This window comes from Mycobacterium triplex, from assembly GCF_000689255.1.
Classification (GTDB): domain Bacteria; phylum Actinomycetota; class Actinomycetes; order Mycobacteriales; family Mycobacteriaceae; genus Mycobacterium; species Mycobacterium triplex.
On sequence record NZ_HG964446.1, the window covers coordinates 2,226,738 to 2,245,114 of the forward strand.

Annotated in this window: 17 protein-coding genes; 9 read left to right on the forward strand and 8 right to left on the reverse strand. The window is 68.4% G+C overall.

The genetic code is table 11. From position 1 onward, the window contains the following. Nucleotides 1-53: 53 nt before the first annotated feature. Nucleotides 54-2,231: an RNA degradosome polyphosphate kinase gene (locus tag BN973_RS10495; protein WP_036467946.1), complete on the reverse strand. Its 2,178-nt coding sequence runs from the start codon at nt 2,229-2,231 to the stop codon at nt 54-56. A gap of 86 nt (nt 2,232-2,317) precedes the next feature. After that, entirely contained in the window at nt 2,318-2,968 is a 651-nt protein-coding gene (gene cofC / locus BN973_RS10500) for a 2-phospho-L-lactate guanylyltransferase (RefSeq protein ID WP_036467947.1), read from the reverse strand. A gap of 143 nt (nt 2,969-3,111) precedes the next feature. Here cofC and BN973_RS10505 point away from each other — a divergent pair, with 143 nt between their 5' ends. Further along, nucleotides 3,112-4,131, forward strand: coding sequence for an NAD(P)H-dependent glycerol-3-phosphate dehydrogenase (locus BN973_RS10505; RefSeq protein WP_036467948.1), 1,020 nt, complete (start codon nt 3,112-3,114; stop codon nt 4,129-4,131). A gap of 88 nt (nt 4,132-4,219) precedes the next feature. Next, entirely contained in the window at nt 4,220-5,329 is a 1,110-nt protein-coding gene (locus BN973_RS10510; RefSeq protein WP_036467949.1) for a D-alanine--D-alanine ligase family protein, read from the forward strand. On the opposite strand, the gene BN973_RS10515 is transcribed toward BN973_RS10510, so the two are convergent. Further along, on the reverse strand, nt 5,326-5,898 hold the full coding sequence (locus tag BN973_RS10515; RefSeq protein WP_036472261.1) for a DUF3515 domain-containing protein: 573 nt from the start codon (nt 5,896-5,898) through the stop codon (nt 5,326-5,328). The genes BN973_RS10510 and BN973_RS10515 overlap by 4 nt on opposite strands. A 147-nt stretch (nt 5,899-6,045) precedes the next feature. Here BN973_RS10515 and BN973_RS10520 point away from each other — a divergent pair, with 147 nt between their 5' ends. Together BN973_RS10520 and BN973_RS10525 are read left to right on the forward strand one after the other, a co-directional pair. After that, nucleotides 6,046-7,014, forward strand: a complete 969-nt coding sequence (locus BN973_RS10520) for a thiamine-phosphate kinase (protein ID WP_036467950.1) — start codon at nt 6,046-6,048, stop codon at nt 7,012-7,014. Between the two features lie 9 nt (nt 7,015-7,023). Further along, entirely contained in the window at nt 7,024-7,707 is a 684-nt protein-coding gene (locus BN973_RS10525; RefSeq protein WP_036467951.1) for a uracil-DNA glycosylase, read from the forward strand. Between the two features lie 102 nt (nt 7,708-7,809). Here the strand turns inward: BN973_RS10525 and BN973_RS10530 are convergent, their stop codons facing one another. Genes BN973_RS10530 through BN973_RS10545 form a run of 4 tightly spaced genes read right to left on the reverse strand, consistent with a single transcriptional unit; the run spans nt 7,810 to nt 11,527 of the window. Further along, nucleotides 7,810-8,640, reverse strand: coding sequence for an oxidoreductase (locus BN973_RS10530; protein ID WP_036467952.1), 831 nt, complete (start codon nt 8,638-8,640; stop codon nt 7,810-7,812). Between the two features lie 2 nt (nt 8,641-8,642). Continuing rightward, nucleotides 8,643-9,887 (reverse strand): hypothetical protein, encoded by a 1,245-nt coding sequence (locus tag BN973_RS10535; RefSeq protein WP_036467953.1) that lies wholly within the window; start codon nt 9,885-9,887, stop codon nt 8,643-8,645. Further along, entirely contained in the window at nt 9,880-11,079 is a 1,200-nt protein-coding gene (locus BN973_RS10540) for a sulfotransferase family protein (protein WP_036467954.1), read from the reverse strand. Before BN973_RS10540 ends, BN973_RS10535 begins: the two co-directional genes overlap by 8 nt. Nucleotides 11,080-11,083: 4 nt before the next feature. Beyond that, on the reverse strand, nt 11,084-11,527 hold the full coding sequence (locus BN973_RS10545) for a nuclear transport factor 2 family protein (RefSeq protein WP_036467955.1): 444 nt from the start codon (nt 11,525-11,527) through the stop codon (nt 11,084-11,086). A gap of 84 nt (nt 11,528-11,611) precedes the next feature. On the opposite strand from BN973_RS10545, the gene BN973_RS10550 reads away from it, so the two are divergent. After that, nucleotides 11,612-12,502: an SDR family NAD(P)-dependent oxidoreductase gene (locus tag BN973_RS10550; RefSeq protein ID WP_036467956.1), complete on the forward strand. Its 891-nt coding sequence runs from the start codon at nt 11,612-11,614 to the stop codon at nt 12,500-12,502. Between the two features lie 2 nt (nt 12,503-12,504). Continuing rightward, the gene (locus tag BN973_RS10555; protein WP_036467957.1) at nt 12,505-13,326 is read left to right on the forward strand and encodes a mycofactocin-coupled SDR family oxidoreductase; all 822 of its coding nucleotides are present in this window, start codon (nt 12,505-12,507) and stop codon (nt 13,324-13,326) included. A gap of 9 nt (nt 13,327-13,335) precedes the next feature. On the opposite strand, the gene rpmB is transcribed toward BN973_RS10555, so the two are convergent. Next, the gene (gene rpmB / locus BN973_RS10560; protein ID WP_036467958.1) at nt 13,336-13,530 is read right to left on the reverse strand and encodes a 50S ribosomal protein L28; all 195 of its coding nucleotides are present in this window, start codon (nt 13,528-13,530) and stop codon (nt 13,336-13,338) included. A gap of 181 nt (nt 13,531-13,711) precedes the next feature. Here rpmB and BN973_RS10565 point away from each other — a divergent pair, with 181 nt between their 5' ends. From BN973_RS10565 to BN973_RS10575, 3 genes are read left to right on the forward strand one after another with little or no spacing between them, the layout of a single operon-like run. After that, nucleotides 13,712-15,376, forward strand: coding sequence for a DAK2 domain-containing protein (locus tag BN973_RS10565; protein ID WP_036467960.1), 1,665 nt, complete (start codon nt 13,712-13,714; stop codon nt 15,374-15,376). Between the two features lie 2 nt (nt 15,377-15,378). Then, on the forward strand, nt 15,379-17,607 hold the full coding sequence (recG, locus tag BN973_RS10570; protein ID WP_036467961.1) for an ATP-dependent DNA helicase RecG: 2,229 nt from the start codon (nt 15,379-15,381) through the stop codon (nt 17,605-17,607). Between the two features lie 47 nt (nt 17,608-17,654). Next, on the forward strand, nt 17,655-18,368 hold the full coding sequence (locus BN973_RS10575; RefSeq protein WP_036472262.1) for an HNH endonuclease family protein: 714 nt from the start codon (nt 17,655-17,657) through the stop codon (nt 18,366-18,368). Nucleotides 18,369-18,377: the final 9 nt, after the last annotated feature.

Consider the following 18,377-nt stretch of genomic DNA (forward strand, 5'->3'; position numbering starts at 1 on the left):
TTCGGCCAACGCCACGCCGGCCAAGGGGTGGCTTGGAAAATTACCACACGGCGTTATGCGCCGCGGTGGCGCTCCATCAGTGATTCCTGGTGGTCGCGCACGGAGTGACCTTCCCGCGGCGATGCGACCCACTGCCCGTCGGACTCGAGCTCCCAGCACCTCGTGGACGGGTCCAGCGCCGAGTCGAACAAGTCGTTCAAATAGGCGGTCAGCTTCGGATCCTTGACCTGAACCAGGGCCTCGACGCGACGGTCGAGGTTGCGGTGCATCATGTCGGCGCTGCCGATCCAGAACTCGTTGATGCGACTGAAATGCATGATCCGCGAGTGCTCCAGGTACCGGCCGAGGATCGAACGCACGGAGATGTTCTCCGAGAAGCCTTCCGCGCCAGGGCGCAGCGCGCAGATCCCGCGCACCACCACCTCGACCCGCACCCCGGCTCGCGACGCGCGGTACAGGGCGTCGATCACCTGCTCGTCGACCAGAGCGTTCATCTTCATCCGGATCCGGCCGCCGCCGTGCTCGCGGTGCGCGGCGATCTCGCGCTCGACACGTTCGATGATGCCGGTCCGGATGCTGTGCGGGGCAACCAAGAGATTGCGGTAGGAAACCTTGCGCGAGTAGCCGGTCAGCGAATTGAACAAGTCCGTCAGGTCCGCCCCGATATCGGGGGACGCCGTGAGCAGACCGACGTCTTCGTACAGCCGTGCGGTCTTCCCGTTGTAGTTGCCGGTCCCGATGTGGCAGTAGCGCCGAATGGTTGAACCTTCGCGACGCACCACCAGGCAGGTCTTGCAGTGTGTCTTGAGTCCGACGTAGCCGTAGACGACGTGCACGCCCGATTGCTCGAGGGTGCGTGCCCAGCGGATGTTGGCCTGCTCGTCGAAGCGAGCCTTGATCTCCACCATTGCCACGACTTGCTTTCCGGCTTCGGCGGCTTGGATCAGCGCCCGGACGATCGGCGAGTCACCGGAAGTGCGGTACAGCGTCTGCTTGATCGCCAGCACGTTGGGGTCGGCGGCGGCCTGCTCGATGAATCGCTGCACGCTCGTGGAGAACGATTCATACGGATGGTGAAGCAGCACATCGCCTTCGCGCAGCGTCGCGAAAATGCTCTTGGGTGTCTCCCGGTCCGCGAAGGCGGGACTGGTGGCCGGAACAAACGTCCAGTCTTTCAGCGCCGGCCGGTCGATGCCGTAGATCTGCCACAGCGACGAAAGGTCGAGCAGCCCGGGAACTTCGATGACATCGCCGGGATCCACGTCGAGTTCGCGCAGCAGCAGCTCCAGCATGCTCTCGGTCATGTCGTCGGCGACCTCGAGCCGCACCGGCGAACCGAAGCGCCGGCGCGCCAATTCCCGCTCCAGCGCCTGCAACAGGTCCTCGTCGCGGTCCTCTTCCACTTCGTAGTCGGCGTTGCGGGTAATGCGGAACGCGTGGTGCTCGACGATTTCCATGCCCGGGAACAGCTCCGGCAGGAACGCCGCGATCAGCTCTTCCGTCGGCAGGTAGCGCACGACCTGCCCCTCGTTCCCGTCCTCGCTGCCGAGTTCGACGAAGCGATCGACGTTGTCGGGCACCTTGACTCGGGCGAAGTGCTGGCCGCCGTCGTCCTTGACCGTGACGGCCAGGTTCAGGCTCAGCCCGCTCACGAACGGGAACGGGTGCGCCGGGTCGACGGCCAGCGGGGTCAGGACCGGGAAGACCTGCTCGGTGAAATAGGTCGACAGTTGGTCGCGCTCGGCCTGATCCAAATCGGCCCACGTGACGATATAGATGCCTTCTTGCGCCAGCGCCGGCCGCACCGAGTCGAGGAACTCGCGCGCGTGCCGGGTCGCGATTCGCTGCGTCTGCTCACCGATGCGGGCCAGTTGCTCTCGCGGCGTAAGGCCGTCGGCCGAACGGACCGACAGTCCCATCTCGTCGCGACGCTTGAGGCCGGCGACCCGGACCATGTAAAACTCGTCGAGGTTCGACGCGAAGATCGCCAGGAATTTGGCGCGCTCCAACAACGGCAGCGAGGTGTCGGCGGCCAGCGCCAGCACCCGCGCATTGAAGTCCAGCCAGCTCAGTTCACGGTTGAGGTACCGGTCCTCCGGCAGCGCATCGTCGATCATGGCGGGGGTTGTCGCGGGAGGCGCTCCCAGGGCGCTGTCGCCGGGTTGCCACTCGGTTTCGTCAAGCCGCGCTTCAGCTTCGATTTCGGTCACGATGGAATCATTGCTCATCACCCCTCGGTGCTGCTAGCGCTCGGTAGAGATCCATTCGCCGTTGGCATGCCGTTTACCCCCCGGACAGGTTTGCCACGCTGCCTTTCTCACGGGTGGGCGATCGCGCGAGCGGTTGCCGCTCCCACGCCGAGTCGCCGCGCGGCCACCAAATCGGCGGGGGTGTCGACGTCACAGCGCAACCCGGGCCACGCACCCGTCAGCTCGATCGCACCCGAACGACGATGCCGCGCCGCCGAATCCGACCCGAACTGGGGATCCAGCGCGGTGCCGAATGCGCACAGTGCGGCGGTGCCGGTCGCCAGCCGATCGGCAACGAAGCTGCGCCGGTAACCGCGTGCGGCAGTGATCGCCTCGGCCAGCTCCTGTGTCTGCAGTGCGGGCAAATCACCTTGCAGCGCAACAACGTTGGGAAACGATTCAGCGACCGAACGTTCCGCGGTGGCGATCGCTTGGTTGAGCGGATCGTCGTCGCCGTCGGGCGTCGGGTCGTCGATCACTTGCGCTCCGAGTCTTGCCGCCGCGGCCGCCGCGGCGTCGTCGGGCGTGATGACGGTGATCGAGCCGACCGAGCCGACTCCCGCGGCGGCCGTCACGGTGTCGACCAGCATGGCCAGCACCACGGTCTCGCGGGTCTGCGCCGAGAACACCGGAGCCAGCCTGGTCTTGGCGGCGGCCAGCCGCTTGACGGCGATGATCAACGCGACATCGCCGACGCCGTCCCCTCGTGTGCCGCTCATGACGTCAATCCTGCCAGCGGGCGATGTCACCCCGTCACGAGCTGGGGGCATCGCCCCCGCTTGCGGGGGACATGGTGGCGTCCGCCCGTCCGGCGTTCTAGGGTGTAGCGGCTGCGGATGCGACTGACAGATCGGGATGGGAAATGGCCGGCACAGCGGGCGCCATTGCGGTGATGGGCGCCGGAGCATGGGGAACATCGCTGGCCAAGGTGCTCGCCGAGGCCGGCGGACCAGAAGCCGAGATCAGGCTGTGGGCCCGGCGATCCGACGTCGCCGAGCAGATCAACACCACCCGCTACAACCCCGCCTACCTGCCCGGCACCTTGCTGCCTGCCGGTATCCGGGCCACCGCCGACGCGGGCGAGGCGCTGCGAGGTGTGACGACGGTGCTGCTGGGCGTCCCGGCCCAGAACCTGCGCAGCAACCTCGAGCGGTGGGCTCCGCTGATCGCCGACGGCGCGACGCTGGTCAGCCTGGCCAAGGGCATCGAGCTGGGCACCCTGATGCGCATGAGCCAGGTCATCGTCTCGGTGACCGGCGCCGACACGTCGCAGGTCGCGGTGATCTCCGGGCCGAACCTGGCAAGTGAAATCGCGGAGTGTCAACCGACCGCCACCGTGGTCGCATGCAGTGACTCCGGCCGGGCGGTCGCCCTGCAGCGGATGCTGAACACCGGTTATTTCCGCCCGTATACCAACAGTGATGTGGTCGGCACCGAGATCGGCGGAGCCTGCAAGAACGTCATCGCGCTCGCGTGCGGGATGGCGGCCGGCGTCGGCCTCGGCGAAAACACCGCCGCGGCGATCATCACCCGCGGTCTGGCCGAGATCATGCGGCTGGGCATCGCGCTGGGCGCCAAGGGCGCGACGCTGGCCGGCCTGGCCGGGGTGGGCGATCTGGTCGCTACCTGCACCTCACCGCATTCGCGCAACCGTTCGATGGGGGAGCGGCTGGGGCGGGGCGCTAGCATGCAGTCGGCGCTCGAGGGGAAGGACGGCCACGTCGTCGAGGGCGTGACATCGTGCGAATCCGTGCTCGCGCTGGCGTCCAGCTACGACGTCGAGATGCCGCTGACCGACGCCGTGCACCGGGTCTGTCACAGGGGGCTTTCGGTCGACGAGGCGATGGCCCTGCTGCTCGGTCGCAGCACCAAACCGGAATGAGTTCGATGCGGGCCGGCGGTTCGGCAAATCCCCGCTCCGGGTCGGCGCCCGGACCCGTCGGGGGCCCAGGCGGTAGCCTCTCCAGGTTGTGAACGCCAGCAGCCGGGTGCGCGTCGCCGTGGTCTTCGGTGGACGCAGCAACGAGCACGCCATTTCGTGCGTGTCCGCGGGCAGCATCCTGCGCAACCTGGACCCGCAACGGTTCGATGTGGTCGCCATCGGCATCACCCCCGAAGGGTCCTGGGTACTCACCGACGGCGACCCGGATGCGCTGGCGATCAGCAATCGCCGGCTGCCCGGGGTGACCACCGAGTCGGGAACCGAGCTGGCGCTGCCGGCCGATCCGCGGCGCCGTGGCCAGTTGGTGTCGCTGCCGCCGGGCGCCGGCGAGGTTCTGGGATCCGTCGACGTGGTGTTCCCGGTGCTGCACGGCCCCTACGGCGAGGACGGCACGATCCAGGGGCTGCTCGAGCTCGCCGGCGTGCCCTACGTCGGGGCCGGGGTGTTGTCCAGCGCGGTCGGGATGGACAAGGAATTCACCAAGAAGCTGCTTGCCGCCGAGGGAATTCCGGTCGGGCCGTATGCGGTGCTGCGCCCGTCGGCGCAGACGCTGCCCCCCGAGGAGCGTGAGCGGCTGGGATTGCCGGCGTTCGTCAAACCCGCACGCGGGGGTTCGTCGATCGGCGTGAACCGGGTGACGAGCTGGGACGAATTGGCCGCCGCGGTGGACGATGCCCGCCGCCACGATCCGAAGGTGATCGTCGAAGCCGCGATCAACGGTCGCGAGCTGGAGTGCGGTGTGCTCGAAATGCCGGACGGCAGCATAGAAGCCAGCACGGTCGGAGAGATCCGGGTGGCCGGTGTGCGCGGACGCGAGGACGGCTTCTACGACTTCGAGACCAAATACCTCGACGACGCAGCCGAATTGGACGTGCCCGCCAAGGTCGACGACGACATCGCCGACGGCGTGCGCCAGTTGGCCATCCGGGCGTTCAAGGCCATCGACTGCCAGGGCCTGGCCCGCGTCGACTTCTTCCTCACCGACGACGGACCGGTGATCAACGAGGTCAACACGATGCCGGGGTTCACCACGATCTCGATGTACCCGAGGATGTGGGCGGCCAGCGGCATCGACTATCGGAGTCTGTTGGCGACCATGGTCGAGACCGCCATCGCCCGGGGCACGGGTCTGCGCTAACGCTCGGGTGGCCGGGCGGGGTCGATCGGCACCGCCGTGATGGTGCGATCGATCACCTCGGAGAGCTGCTGGATCGGTGTCGGCCCGGATCCCGGCGGCAGGGTCAGCGCCAGATACACCGGCCGGTCCACCGTGTACCAGGTGGATCTGCCTGCGTCACCGGCGGATTGCTGATCGGCCGCCACCTCGAACCACTGCACCCGGTCGACGATCTGGATCGCGGATCCCACCACGAAGGCGGTCGGACGTTCGAGTCCGCAGCGCAATACCACCGGCTGGTCGCCGGTTCCGGTGCGCCAGGCGGACGCACCCTCGGGAGCCGGCGCCGCCAGCGGCGCGCGCTGATAGTCGCCGAGCCGCTGCGGCAAGGCCGCCAGCAGCGCGTCGCATGCGGAGCTGCCGGCCTGCGGCGCCGGCACGGTGGGCAGGGCGACCGGCTCCGGTGGAGCCTCGCGGGTGGCGGCGATGACGAGCACCACTCCGATCGCGACGACCGCCACCAGGACCGCGGCGATCAACAGTGCCCGCGGTGGTCCGCCTGGGTCGTCGGAGTCCGAACCGGTCATCATCGCCGGGCCGTCGACGCCCGTGGCATCGACCACCCGGGCACCTCCCATCTCATACACTGGCGCCGTCCGCTCGCGCGGGCAGGGACCAAACTTACCGCAGGTGGGACCGCTGTACGAGAGCCTCACCTGGGCGGTGCAGGAGGTGATGTGGGCGAAGACGCTGCCGGGGAGTCGCCCACCTTGGGGCAGCTCGGCGAATTCGGCGTCATCGACCGGCTGGTGCGTGGCCGCAGTCAGCCCGATGCCGTGCTGCTCGGGCCCGGTGACGACGCGGCGGTGGTGTCGGCCGGCGACGGCCGCAGCGTGGTGTCGACCGACATGCTGGTGGCAGGCCGGCATTTCCGCCTGGACTGGTCCACGCCGCACGATGTCGGCCGCAAGGCCATCGCGCAAAACGCCGCCGACATCGAGGCGATGGGCGGGCGGCCCACGGCGTTCGTCGTCGGCTTCGGTGCTCCGGCCGATACGCCGACGGCGCACGCGGCCGCGCTGGTCGACGGAATGTGGGACGAGGCGGCGCGAGTCGGCGCCGGCATCGTCGGCGGCGATCTGGTCAGCGCGCCGCTGTGGGTGCTGTCGGTGGCGGTGCTGGGCGACCTGGGCGGTCGGGCGCCGGTGTTGCGCGCGGGGGCAAAACCCGGCGCCGTGGTTGCCGTCGCCGGTGAACTGGGCCGCTCGGCTGCCGGATACTCGCTGTGGCACAAGGCGATTGGTGGATTCGACGAACTGCGTGCCCGCCATCTGGTGCCCGCCCCGCCGTACGGCCAGGGCGCGGTGGCCGCGGTTGCGGGCGCGCAGGCGATGATCGACATTTCCGACGGCCTGGTCGCCGATCTGCGGCACGTTGCCGACTCCTCGGGTGCGGGTATCGACTTGTCCACCGCGGCACTGCAGCCCGACCGCGACGCGCTGAGCGCGGCGGCCGCGGCGGCCGGCGTCGATCCATGGTCGTGGGTGCTGGGCGGCGGCGAAGATCACGCCCTGGTGGCCTGTTTCGCCGGCCCGGTGCCGTCCGGGTGGCGCGTCATCGGGCAGGTGCTCGACGGGCCGGCCCGGGTGCTCGTCGACGGCGCCGAGTGGCAGGGATACGCGGGCTGGCAGTCGTTCGCGGGTTAGGGTTGCGCGGTGACCGCACGACCGTTGAGTGAACTCGTCGAGCAGGGGTGGGCGGCCGCACTCGAGCCGGTGGCCGAGCAGGTGACCAAGATGGGGCAGTTTCTGCGAGACGAGCTCGCGGCCGGCCGCAGGTATCTGCCCGCAGGGCCGAACGTATTGCGCGCCTTCACCTTTCCATTCGATCAGGTGCGGGTGCTGATCGTCGGGCAAGACCCCTACCCGACACCCGGCCACGCGGTGGGTCTGAGCTTCTCGGTGGCCCCTGAGGTGCGTCCGCTCCCGCGCAGCCTGTCCAACATCTTCGACGAATACTCCGCCGACCTGGGATACCCGCAGCCCTCGTGCGGCGATCTGACGCCGTGGGCGCAGCGCGGGGTGCTGCTGTTGAACAGGGTTCTGACGGTGCGGCCGAGCAACCCGGCGTCGCATCGCGGCAAGGGCTGGGAGGCCGTCACCGAGTGCGCCATCCGCGCACTGGTCGGGCGGTCGCAGCCGATGGTGGCGATCCTGTGGGGTCGCGATGCGTCGACGCTCAAACCGGTGCTGGCAGAGGGCAATTGCGTGGCGATCGAGTCGCCGCACCCCTCGCCGCTGTCGGCCTCACGCGGATTCTTCGGCTCGCGTCCGTTCAGCCGCGCCAACGAATTACTCGCCGGGATGGGAGCAGAGCCGGTCGACTGGCGGCTGCCCTAGGCTACGCCCGTCTGCTGTTACGCGAGACTTAAACGTCGTACACGTCCTGCGGCGTGTCGTGTGCGCAGGTTGAGTGTCGCGAGCCAGCGGGCCGCAAGGATCCTACGACTCCGGGAAGTTGACGTCCTTCGTGACGGCCTTCCACTCTTCGATCGACGCCGACATCGCGGCGATCTTGTCGCGCATGGCCTTCAGCACGTCGCGGCCCAGCAGCAGCCGCAGCGGCGGCTCGTCCAGCGTGGTCACCATCAGCACCGCCTCGGCCACCTTCTTCGGGTCGCCCGGCAGGTGATCGGCGAACTGCTTGATCAGGTCCTTACGCGCCGCCACGTCGGCGTAGGCGGCGATCGGGCTGGCCGACTCCTTCATCGACCGCGTTGCCCAGTCGGTGCGGAAGGCGCCCGGCTCGATCGCGGTCACCTTGATGCCCAGCGGCCGCACCTCGGCGGCCAGCGCCTCGGTCACCGCCTCGAGCGCGAACTTGGTCGACGAGTAATAGGCGTTGGGCGGGTTGGCCACCAGGCCGGTCATCGACGAGATGTTGATGATGTGGCCGGCGCCGCGGGCGCGCATCGCGGGCAATACCGCCTTGATCATGTCGACGGCCCCGAAGTAGTTGACGTCGAACAACTTTCGCACCTCGGCGTCCTCACCCTCTTCCACCGAGGACAGGTAGCCGTGACCGGCGTTGTTGACCAGGACGTCGATCCCGCCGAACGCGTCGTCGGCGGCCGACACCGCGGCGGCGATCTGGGCGGCATCGGTGACGTCGAGAGCCACCGCCACGGCCCGGTCGCCGAATTCGTCGGCGAGATCGGTCACCGCCTCGGCCCGGCGCGCGGTCACCACCACGCTGTGGCCGGCTTCCAAAGCGGCGCGCGCGATTTCGCGGCCGAAGCCGGTGGAGCAGCCGGTGATCAGCCAGCGTGCCATCGCTAGGCCGTCCCTTCCGGCAGGCGGCGCAGATAGGCCTTGCGCCGCTCGGCCAGTTCGGTAGCCCGCTGCGAGGCGCTGACCCGCGGCAAATGCGGCACCTCGGTGTCGAGTCGGTCCAGCTTGATCACCCGTCCGCGGGCACCCAGGTCCTCGCGCGGGCCGTTGTCGCCGAACTCCGCCATGCGCAGGGTCAGGATGGCCTCGCGCAGGCCGTCGGAGTCGATCCAGTTCGCGACGCCGGGGTCGACGGGCGAGATCACGTAGGTGTAGGTGCCGTCCTCGTTCGGGATCGACTGCGCCTTGTTGAGGCTGCCGGTGCGGTCGACGAGATCGAGTGTGGTGCCCCAGATATTGCTCAGCGGAACCGTGAAGTATTCGGCGCCACCGTCGCTGAGGTCGACGACGAACGCCTCGTCGGGCTCGAGTTCGAAACGGCCCATCACGTAGACCTGGTTACGCATCGCGCCGACCTTGTCCGCCGACCAGGCCAGGTCGAAGTGGTTGGCCGGCATCTTGTACACGCCATGGCTGAGTTTGCCGGTGAAGTTCGCAAAATACGACATCATCGCCGCGGTCGCCTCGGCCTGCTCGTCGAGCGTGCGCGCCGGAGTCGTCGGTGCGCCGCCGAGTCGTTGCACCTCAATATGATTGGGGTCGTCGCGGGCCCAGTCCAGTAGCACGTCGCGGATGTAGAACTCGTGGGCTTCCGGCGAGGTCTGCACGTGGTTTTCCCGCCCGTTGGCCGGGTCGGCGTCGACGGTGATCGTGTAGCTGCCGTCGGAATCGACCGCCATGGTGCGGCCGTTGAGCACGTTGACGGTGCCCATGTGCGCGTCCCACAGCGTGAAGTAGTTCTCGGTCATGCGATGCGCGCCGACGCGGCCGCGGATCTCGTAGCGCTCGTCGCCGGAGATCGGGATCACCCGATACACACTGTCGGGATTGTCGATGCCCCAACGTGATCCGGGAATGCGCCGGCCCCCCACCGGATGTGCCAGCCGGGTGATGCAGGTGACCTTGGGCCGCAGCTTGTCCTGGTTTGACGACCACATCGCCGCGGAGAACATCACCTCGGCGAAGGAATCGTCGAAGCGCTCGCGCATCGCGTCGGACGCCTTGGCCCGGCCCAGCCAGGTTTCGGCCACCTTTCGATAGGCGGCCTTGACTACTGGGTGTTCGATCAGGTCGAGGGCGGCGAGCTCCTGCTCGTGCTGGGATACCGTCGCGACGGGATCGTCAGGCATGCGCTGTTCCTCCGATGTGCTGTCCAAAACGTTTGTGGTACAAGGTGAATCGCTCGTCAACCTGCTCGGGGCGCAGGCCATAGTTCGCCAGGCCGTAGGGCGGGCGCGCGGCCTCGCGGGGACGCTCCCGCAGCCAGGCCCGCATCGCGTCCTCGGCGGCGGCGTCGAGCGGCAGGCCGATCGCGTCGTAGACGCGGGCCACCTGCCCGATCGGATCGGCCACCGCGTCGTCGAATCCGATGTCGGTCACCACCGCGGCCTCTCCGCCGGTTTCCGAGGCCCAGCCGTCGCGGGTCGACATGGCCCGGTCATTGGTCCAGCCCATCCGCTGTAACCATTGCGCGCCCACCCGTTGCACGTCCACGGTGTCGGCGTGCATCGCGTGCAGGGTGGCGTTCAGGCTGGCCCCCGACGCGATCGTGGTGCGCGGGTCGCGGTGCATGTGCACGATGTGCAGGTCGGGAAACCGTGCCCGCAGCAGATCCAGATAACCCAGATGCGCCGGCGATTTGAGCACCCAGCGCTGTGCCTGCAGGCCTTGCTGCCGCTTCTGCCAACCGATGAACTGCAGCATCCGGTGCAGGTAGTCGTAGGCGGGGGAGAAGTCCTGCTCGTCCAGCCAGGACCGGTAATACGGAAGGTGCGCACCGGATTCGGGGACATGCGACAGGAATGCGTCGGCCAGAAACACGATCTCTTCCTCGGCCTCGCGGGCGTACATCGGGTGGATGGCGAACAGATCCGGCGCCAACTCACGCGATTTCGCCTCTCGCGCTTCGCTGATCGCGATGCGCGGATCGGCGGCGGCACCGAACTGATAGTCGAGTTTGGGCGCGACCTCGACGACCTCCCAGCCGTAGGCGCAGACGAAACGCGGGTCGGCGGCCAGCAGTCGCTGCACCAGGGTGGTGCCGCTGCGCATCATCCCGACGACGACGATCGGCGCGGCGACCCGCTCGGCGAGGATCTCCGGGTGGCGGCGGATCCACTCCTGGGTTCGAAGTCGCATCCGCAGGCTGTGCACCAGACCCGAGCGCAGGATGTGCACGCCGATCGTGTTGAGGTCGGCGCGTGCGTAGTCGTCCAGCAGTACCCGCAGCGGGCCCTCGAATTCGCCCGGGCCCCAATCGGTTAGCGCTTCCTTGCGCTGGGCATCGCCCAGCACCGTGTCGAAGTCGAACGAGGAGTCCACGCGTTCAGAACTTCAGGTGCTGGCTGACGTCGCCGATCTGGTCGACGAACATGATGCGGCTGTCGAACCACCAGGCGCCGTTCACCCGGTGGAAGGTGTCCTTGTAGTGGCCGGTGACGATCACCTGCAGCGGAAGGTCGGGGGTGGCCTGCGTGACGCAGTAGTAGGAGGTGCTGCGCGCGGTGCCCGCGGCCTCGTCGATGTGCAGCTGCACATTGCTGGTGTGGTGTTTGGTTTTCGGGGTGCCGTCGTCGTAGATCCGGGTGGCCATCTCGTACATCTGCCGCACCCGCGCGGACCCCTCGAACACCGTCTCCGGCGGACCGTCCTGGACGCCGCAGATGCGCCCATGCTCGAAAAGCCCGGCCACCCCGTCGAGATCACCGCCGTCGAGAAGCTCGGCGTAGGTGTAGATCAGGTTGGTGATTTCGCGCCCGCTGTCGCTCATGCCAAGCCACTCCTGTGCCGTTTGCAGACCATGTTGGCAGAACTGACCCAACTTACATAGAACCGGCCATTACTCTTAGTCGCCGTGACGATACCTTGGACGCCGAGCCGCCTCGGCAACTTGACCGGCAAACGAGTCATCGTGACGGGCGCGACCAACGGCGTCGGGCTGGGCACCGCGCACGCGCTGGCCAAGGCCGGCGCCCACGTGATCCTGGCCGTGCGCAACACCGAGCTGGGTAAGCAGCGGGCCGCGAACATGGACGGCCTGACGTCGGTGATCGAGCTCGATCTCGCGGACCTGTCGTCGGTGCGCGCTTTCGTCGATCAGGTCGACGGGGACATCGACATTCTGATCAACAACGCCGGCACGCTCACCGACCGTCGCAAGGAAACCGTCGACGGCTTCGAGATGACGATCGGCACCAATCTGCTCGGACCGTTCGCATTGACCAATCTGTTGCTGCCCCGGGTGCGTTCGCAGATCATCAACGTCGGCTCCGACGCGCACAAGTCGGCCACCCTGCGACTCGACGACATGCACCTGCGGCGCAACAAGTGGACGCGGCTGGGCTCCTACGCGCAGTCCAAGCTCGCGGTCATGCTGTGGGGGCTCGAGCTTGACCGGCGGCTGCGTGCCGCCGGATCGCCGATCGTCACTCAGCTCACTCACCCCGGATGGGTGGCCTCGAACCTGTCGAATATCTCGGACGCGCCGTTGATGTCGTTGGTGCAAAAGGGTGTCACGGTGGTGGCCGACCGGTTCGCCAACGACATCGACGAAGGCGCGGCGACCACCCTGTACTGCATCAGCGAACCGGTGCCGCCGGGTAGCTTCGTCGGTGTCAGCGGCAGGTTCGGCCTGCGCGGCGAGCCGGCGCTGATCGGCCGCACACCGCTGGCGTCCGACTACGACGTGGCCGCCCGCCTGGTGGCGTTCGCCGAAGAACAGACCGGAACCAGGCTGGAGGTATAGGCATGGGCGAACTCGACCACTCGGTCGCCGTCATCACCGGTGCGGCGCGCGGCCAGGGCCGCAGCCACGCGGTGGCGCTCGCCGAGCAGGGCGCCGACATCATCGCCGTGGACATCTGCGCCGATATCGACGCGATTCCCTACCCATTGGGGACCAAAGCCGACCTCGACGAGACCGTAAAGCTGGTCGAAGCCGCAGGTCGCAGGGCGGTTCCCGGCGTTGCCGACGTCCGCGACCTGGCGCAGTTGGAGGCCGCGGTGCAGGCCGGCGTCGACGAGCTCGGCGAGGTGGACATCGTCATCGCCAACGCGGGGGTGGTGGCGATCGGCGACACCGAAGCCCGCAGCGAGCCGGTGTTCAACTCGATCGTCGACACCAACCTCAAGGGGGTCTGGCACACGCTGCTCGCGACGGTGCCGTCGATCGTCCGCAAGGGCCGCGGCGGCTCGATCGTGATGATCAGCTCGTCGCAGGGGCTGACCGGCAAAGGCGGTGACGGGAGTGCGGCGATGTTCGCCTACGCCGCGTCCAAGCACGGCGTGGTGGGGCTGATGCGTTCGGCCGCCAATGCCTATGCGCCGCACAAGATTCGGGTCAATTCGGTCCACCCGGCCGGTGTGACGACGCCGATGATCCTCAACGACTTCGTGGTGAACCGGATGCTGGAGAATCCGAATCCGGCCGTCTCCCAGATGTTGTTGCCCGACGTGCCGCTGGTCGAGCCGCAAGACGTGACCGAAGCGGTGCTGTGGCTGGCCGGTCCCCGGGCGCGCTACGTGACGGGCGTGTCGATACCCGTCGACGCCGGGCACATCGTGATGTGAGGGCGGCGGCTAGCCGCGGACGACCTTGCCGGCCTTGATGCAGGACGCGCAGACATTGAGGCGCTGCTTGTTGCCGCCGGGCCGCGCCACGACGTGCACCGTCTGGACGTTCGGGTCCCAGCGCCGGCTGGTGCGCCGGTGGGAGTGCGACACCGACTTACCGAAGCCGGGGCCTTTCCCGCAGATATCGCACACAGCGGCCATCGTTCAAGCTCCTCAGATGTTCGGGGTTCGGCGCGTAGAGATCGCGCCGCGACAGCCCAGGATACCGACTGTGGTGGGCAACCACCAAAACGATCCACAACAGAGCGTCGGCTTACCTCTGACGGTGTCGCAGCCGCTGGCTAGGCTCAATAGGCCGGTCGGCGGAGGAGGTGGGTCAGAAGTGGGCAGTTCGGATCGTCTGCTCGACGCACCGGCCCTGCGGGACTGGGCGCACACCGCGGTCAGCGACCTGATCACCCACATCGACGAGATCAACCGCCTCAACGTCTTCCCGGTCGCCGACTCCGACACCGGGGCAAACATGCTGTTCACGATGCGGTCCGCGCTGGCCGAAGCCAACGCCGGCATCGGTGCCGACGGCGGCCCGCGATGCGTTGCCCGGGTGGCGTCCGCGCTGTCGGCAGGCGCGCTCAACGGCGCCCGCGGCAACTCCGGGGTGATCCTGTCGCAGATCCTGCGCGGTATCGCCGACGTCACCGCGACCGCGGCGGCCGAGTCCGGCGGTGAACTGTCGCACCTGGACGCGGTGCTGCTCGGGGCGGCGTTGCAGCGCGCCGTCGAGCTGGTCATCACCTCGATGGGCGGACAGGAAGTCCCGGGAACCATCGTCTCGGTGCTGCGCGCGGCCGCCGACGCCGTCGAGGAGTGCGCGAACGACGGGCTGGCCTCGGCGATCACCGCCGCGGGCGACGCCGCCGTCGTCGCGCTGGAAAAGACCCCGGAGCAGCTGGATGTGCTGGCCGACGCCGGTGCCGTGGACGCCGGCGGGCGGGGTTTGCTGGTCCTGCTCGATGCGCTGCGCTCGACGGTCGGCGGTCAGCCGCCCGCCCGCACGGTCTACGAGCTCTCGCCGCGCGCCCAACCCACGCCGGGCGCCACCGAACGGCCCGCGCCGCAGTTCGAGGTGATGTACGGGCTGGACGGCTGCGACGCCGCGGCCGCCGACCGTCTGCGACAGCGGCTCGAGGAACTGGGCGAATCCGTGGCGATCGCCGCCGCGCGGTCGGGCAGCTACTCCGTGCACGTGCACACCGACGACGCCGGCGCCGCGGTCGAGGCCGGACTGGGAGCCGGGCGGCTGAGCCGGATCGTGATCTCGGCGCTGAGCTCCGGGGTCGTCGGGCTGCCCGCGGGCGGCTGGACCAAGGAACGGGCGGTGCTGGCCGTCGTGGACGGGGACGGGGCCGCCGAGCTGTTCGCCGGCGAGGGCGCTCACGTGTTGCAGCCCGCCCCGGATGCGGGCGATCAGGCCACCGGCATCAGCGCCCACCAGCTGATGCGGGCCGTCGTCGACGCCGGTGCCGCGCAGGTGATGGTGCTGCCCAACGGCTATGTGGCCGCCGAGGAATTGGTGGCCGGCTGTACCGCGGCCATCGGCTGGGGCATCGACGTGGTGCCGATACCGACGGCGTCGATGGTGCAGGGATTGGCCGCGCTGGCCGTGCACGAGACGGACCGGCAGGCGGTCGACGACGGCTACACCATGGCCCGTGCCGCGGGCAGCGCTCGGTACGGATCGGTGCGCATCGCCACCGAAAGCGCGCTGACCTGGGCGGGTCGTTGTCAGCCGGGCGACGGCCTGGGCATCGCGGGAGACGAGGTGCTGATCGTGGCCGCCGACGCGGCGGGCGCCGCGATCGGCTTGCTGGATCTGCTGTTGGCTTCCGGCGGTGACCTGGTGACCGTGCTGGTCGGTGCCGGCCTGGACGACGCGTCGGTCACCGGTGTGCTGCACGAGCACGTGCACGACCACCACCCGGGTACCGAGCTGGTGACCTACCGCACCGGCCATCGCGGCGACGCCCTACTGATCGGCGTCGAGTAGCCGTGGCGTCGTGCAGCGATCGGCTGGACTACGTGCTGGGCGCCAAGGCCGCGAAGTCGCTCGACGAGGTGTTCGGCATCCGGACGGTCGACGACCTGCTGCGCCACTACCCGCGCAGCTACACCGAGACCGCCGCGAAATGGGATGCCCGAGAGGGTGGGGCCGAGCGGCCGGAAGTGGGTCAGCACATCACCCTCGTCGACACGATCACCGGCACCCACTCGTTCCCGATGAAGAAGAACCCGAAGCGCAAATGCCTGCGCATCACCGTGGGCTCCGGACGCAGCAAGGTGACCGCGACGTTCTTCAACGCGGATTACATCAGCAAGGGCCTCACCGAGGGCACCCGGGTGATGCTGTCCGGTGAAGTCGGCTACTTCAGAAACGCGATGCAGCTGACGCACCCGGACTTTCTCATCCTGAATTCGGCGAGTGGACGCAACCGCGGCAGCAAATCGCTGAAAACCATCGCCGACACCGCGCCGGCGCTGCGCGGCGAGGAACTGATGTCGGCGTTCGACGGCCACTTCTTTCCGATCTACCCGGCCAGCACCAAGCTGCAGAGCTGGGACATCTATGCCTGCATTCGCCAAGTGCTCGAGGTCCTCGACCCGGTGATCGACCCGCTGCCCGGCGAGCTGCTCGCCGAACACGATCTGATGGCCGAAGACGATGCGCTGCGCGCGATCCATCTGGCCGAGGACGACGCGACGCGCCGCCGTGCGCGCGAGCGGTTGACGTTCGACGAAGCCGTCGGCTTGCAATGGGCGCTGGCGTCGCGTCGGCACGGCGAGCTGTCGCAATCGGGGCCTCCGGCGCCCCGACAGTCAGCCGGTTTGGCAGCAGAACTATTGCAGCGCTTGCCCTTTGAGCTGACGGCAGGACAGCGCGAGACGCTCGACGTGCTATCCGGGGCGCTGGCGGCCAATCGCCCGATGAACCGGCTGCTGCAGGGCGAGGTCGGGTCGGGAAAGACGATCATCGCGGTGCTGGCGATGCTGCAGATGGTGGACGCGGGTTACCAGTGCGCGCTGCTGGCCCCGACGGAAGTCCTTGCCGCACAGCATCTTCGGTCGATCAACGACGTGCTCGGCCCGCTCGCGATGGCCGGCCAGCTGGGCGGGGCCGACAACGCAACGCGGGCCGCGCTGCTGACCGGATCGATGACGACCGCGCAGAAGAACCAGGTACGCCGCGAGATCGCCGGTGGTGAGGTGGGCATCGTCATCGGCACGCATGCCCTGCTGCAGGACGTGGTGCAATTTCAGAACCTGGGCATGGTCGTCGTCGACGAGCAACACCGATTCGGTGTCGAGCAACGAGATCAGTTGCGCGCCAAGGCCCCCGAGGGCATCACGCCGCACCTGCTGGTGATGACGGCGACGCCGATCCCGCGCACCGTCGCGCTGACCGTCTTCGGCGACCTGGAAACCTCGACGCTGCGCGAGCTGCCGCGCGGTCGCCAGCCCATCACCAGCAACGTCATATTCGTCAAGGACCAACCCGCCTGGCTCGATCGCGCCTGGCAGCGCATCCGTGAGGAGGTCGCGGCCGGCCGGCAGGCCTACGTGGTGGCGCCCCGCATCGACGAGACCGACGAGCCGGAGAAGAAGGAGGACAACGCGCGACCGACCGAAACCGCCGAAGGGTTGTTCGAGAGGTTGCGCTCCGGTGAGCTGTCGAACCTGCGGCTGGGGCTGATGCACGGACGGTTGCCCGCCGACGAGAAGGACGCCGCGATGGCGGCTTTCCGCAGCGGCCAGACCGATGTGCTGGTGTGCACCACCGTCATCGAGGTCGGTGTCGATGTCCCCAACGCCACGGTCATGTTGGTGATGGACGCCGACCGGTTCGGGATCAGTCAGTTGCATCAGCTGCGTGGCCGCATCGGCCGCGGCCGGCATCCGAGCCTGTGCCTGCTGGCCACCTGGAGTTCGCCGGAATCGCCCGCCGGCCGGCGCCTGCGTGCCGTCGCCGGGACCCTGGATGGTTTCGCCCTTTCCGAGCTGGATCTCAAAGAGCGACGGGAGGGAGATGTGCTGGGCCGCAACCAGTCCGGCCGGGCGATCAATCTGCGGTTGCTGTCGCTGGCCGACCATCTGGCGTACATCGAAGCGGCGCGGGACTTCTGCACCCGGACGTATGAGGCTGACAGCCAGAACACCGGATTGGCTGCGCTGGCAGCGCGGTTCACCGATACCGATCGCATCGAATACCTGGACAAGTCGTGACGCGCCAGCGACGATGCAGAGCGGAGCGATGAGGAGAAGTGGCGCAAGTGAATCGCAAAGTGCTGCTGTGGTTGTCGGCGGCCGCGCTGCTCGCCGTACTGGTCGCCTATCAGACGCTGGGGTCCACGGCCGCCAAGCACGCGGAGGTCGCCGCGCGCGCCGACGTGCCCACGGTGGTGCCGGGAACCGATGTGCTGGCCGGCATTGCGGTGGCACCACTTCGGGTGCACCGCTACGACTACCGTCGGGCGGCCTTCGGCGATTCGTGGGACGACGACAACGACGCGCCGGGCGGCCACAACGGATGTGACACGCGCGACGACATCCTCGACCGCGACCTCGTCGACAAGACCTACGTGGCGATCAAGCGCTGCCCCAGCGCCGTGGCCACCGGCACCCTGCACGACCCCTATACCAACACCACCATCGCGTTCCAGCGGGGCGCCAAGGTCGGCGAATCGGTCCAGATCGACCACATCGTCCCGCTCGCCTACGCCTGGGACATGGGAGCTTTCGGCTGGCCGGATCCCGAGCGGCTGCGCTTCGCCAACGATCCGGCCAACCTGCTGGCCGTGCAGGGTCAGGTCAATCAGGACAAGGGGGACCTGCCGCCCGCTTCGTGGATGCCGCCGAACAAGGCCTTCGCCTGCCAGTACGCGATGCAGTTCATCGCGGTGCTGCGGGGTTATCAGCTGCCGGTGGATCAGGCGTCGGCCGGTGTGCTGCGTCAGGCCGCGGCCACTTGCCCGACGGGGTCGTGACGGCCGACT

Excerpts from the sequence above, each read along its gene's own strand:
- cofC (WP_036467947.1), bottom strand. The coding sequence starts at position 2,968 with ATGAGCGGCACACGAGGGGACGGCGTCGGCGATGTCGCGTTGATCATC.
- BN973_RS10505 (WP_036467948.1), top strand. The coding sequence starts at position 3,112 with ATGGCCGGCACAGCGGGCGCCATTGCGGTGATGGGCGCCGGAGCATGG.
- BN973_RS10515 (WP_036472261.1), bottom strand. The coding sequence starts at position 5,898 with ATGATGACCGGTTCGGACTCCGACGACCCAGGCGGACCACCGCGGGCA.
- BN973_RS10530 (WP_036467952.1), bottom strand. The coding sequence starts at position 8,640 with ATGGCACGCTGGCTGATCACCGGCTGCTCCACCGGCTTCGGCCGCGAA.
- BN973_RS10535 (WP_036467953.1), bottom strand. The coding sequence starts at position 9,887 with ATGCCTGACGATCCCGTCGCGACGGTATCCCAGCACGAGCAGGAGCTC.
- BN973_RS10545 (WP_036467955.1), bottom strand. The coding sequence starts at position 11,527 with ATGAGCGACAGCGGGCGCGAAATCACCAACCTGATCTACACCTACGCC.
- BN973_RS10555 (WP_036467957.1), top strand. The coding sequence starts at position 12,505 with ATGGGCGAACTCGACCACTCGGTCGCCGTCATCACCGGTGCGGCGCGC.
- rpmB (WP_036467958.1), bottom strand. The coding sequence starts at position 13,530 with ATGGCCGCTGTGTGCGATATCTGCGGGAAAGGCCCCGGCTTCGGTAAG.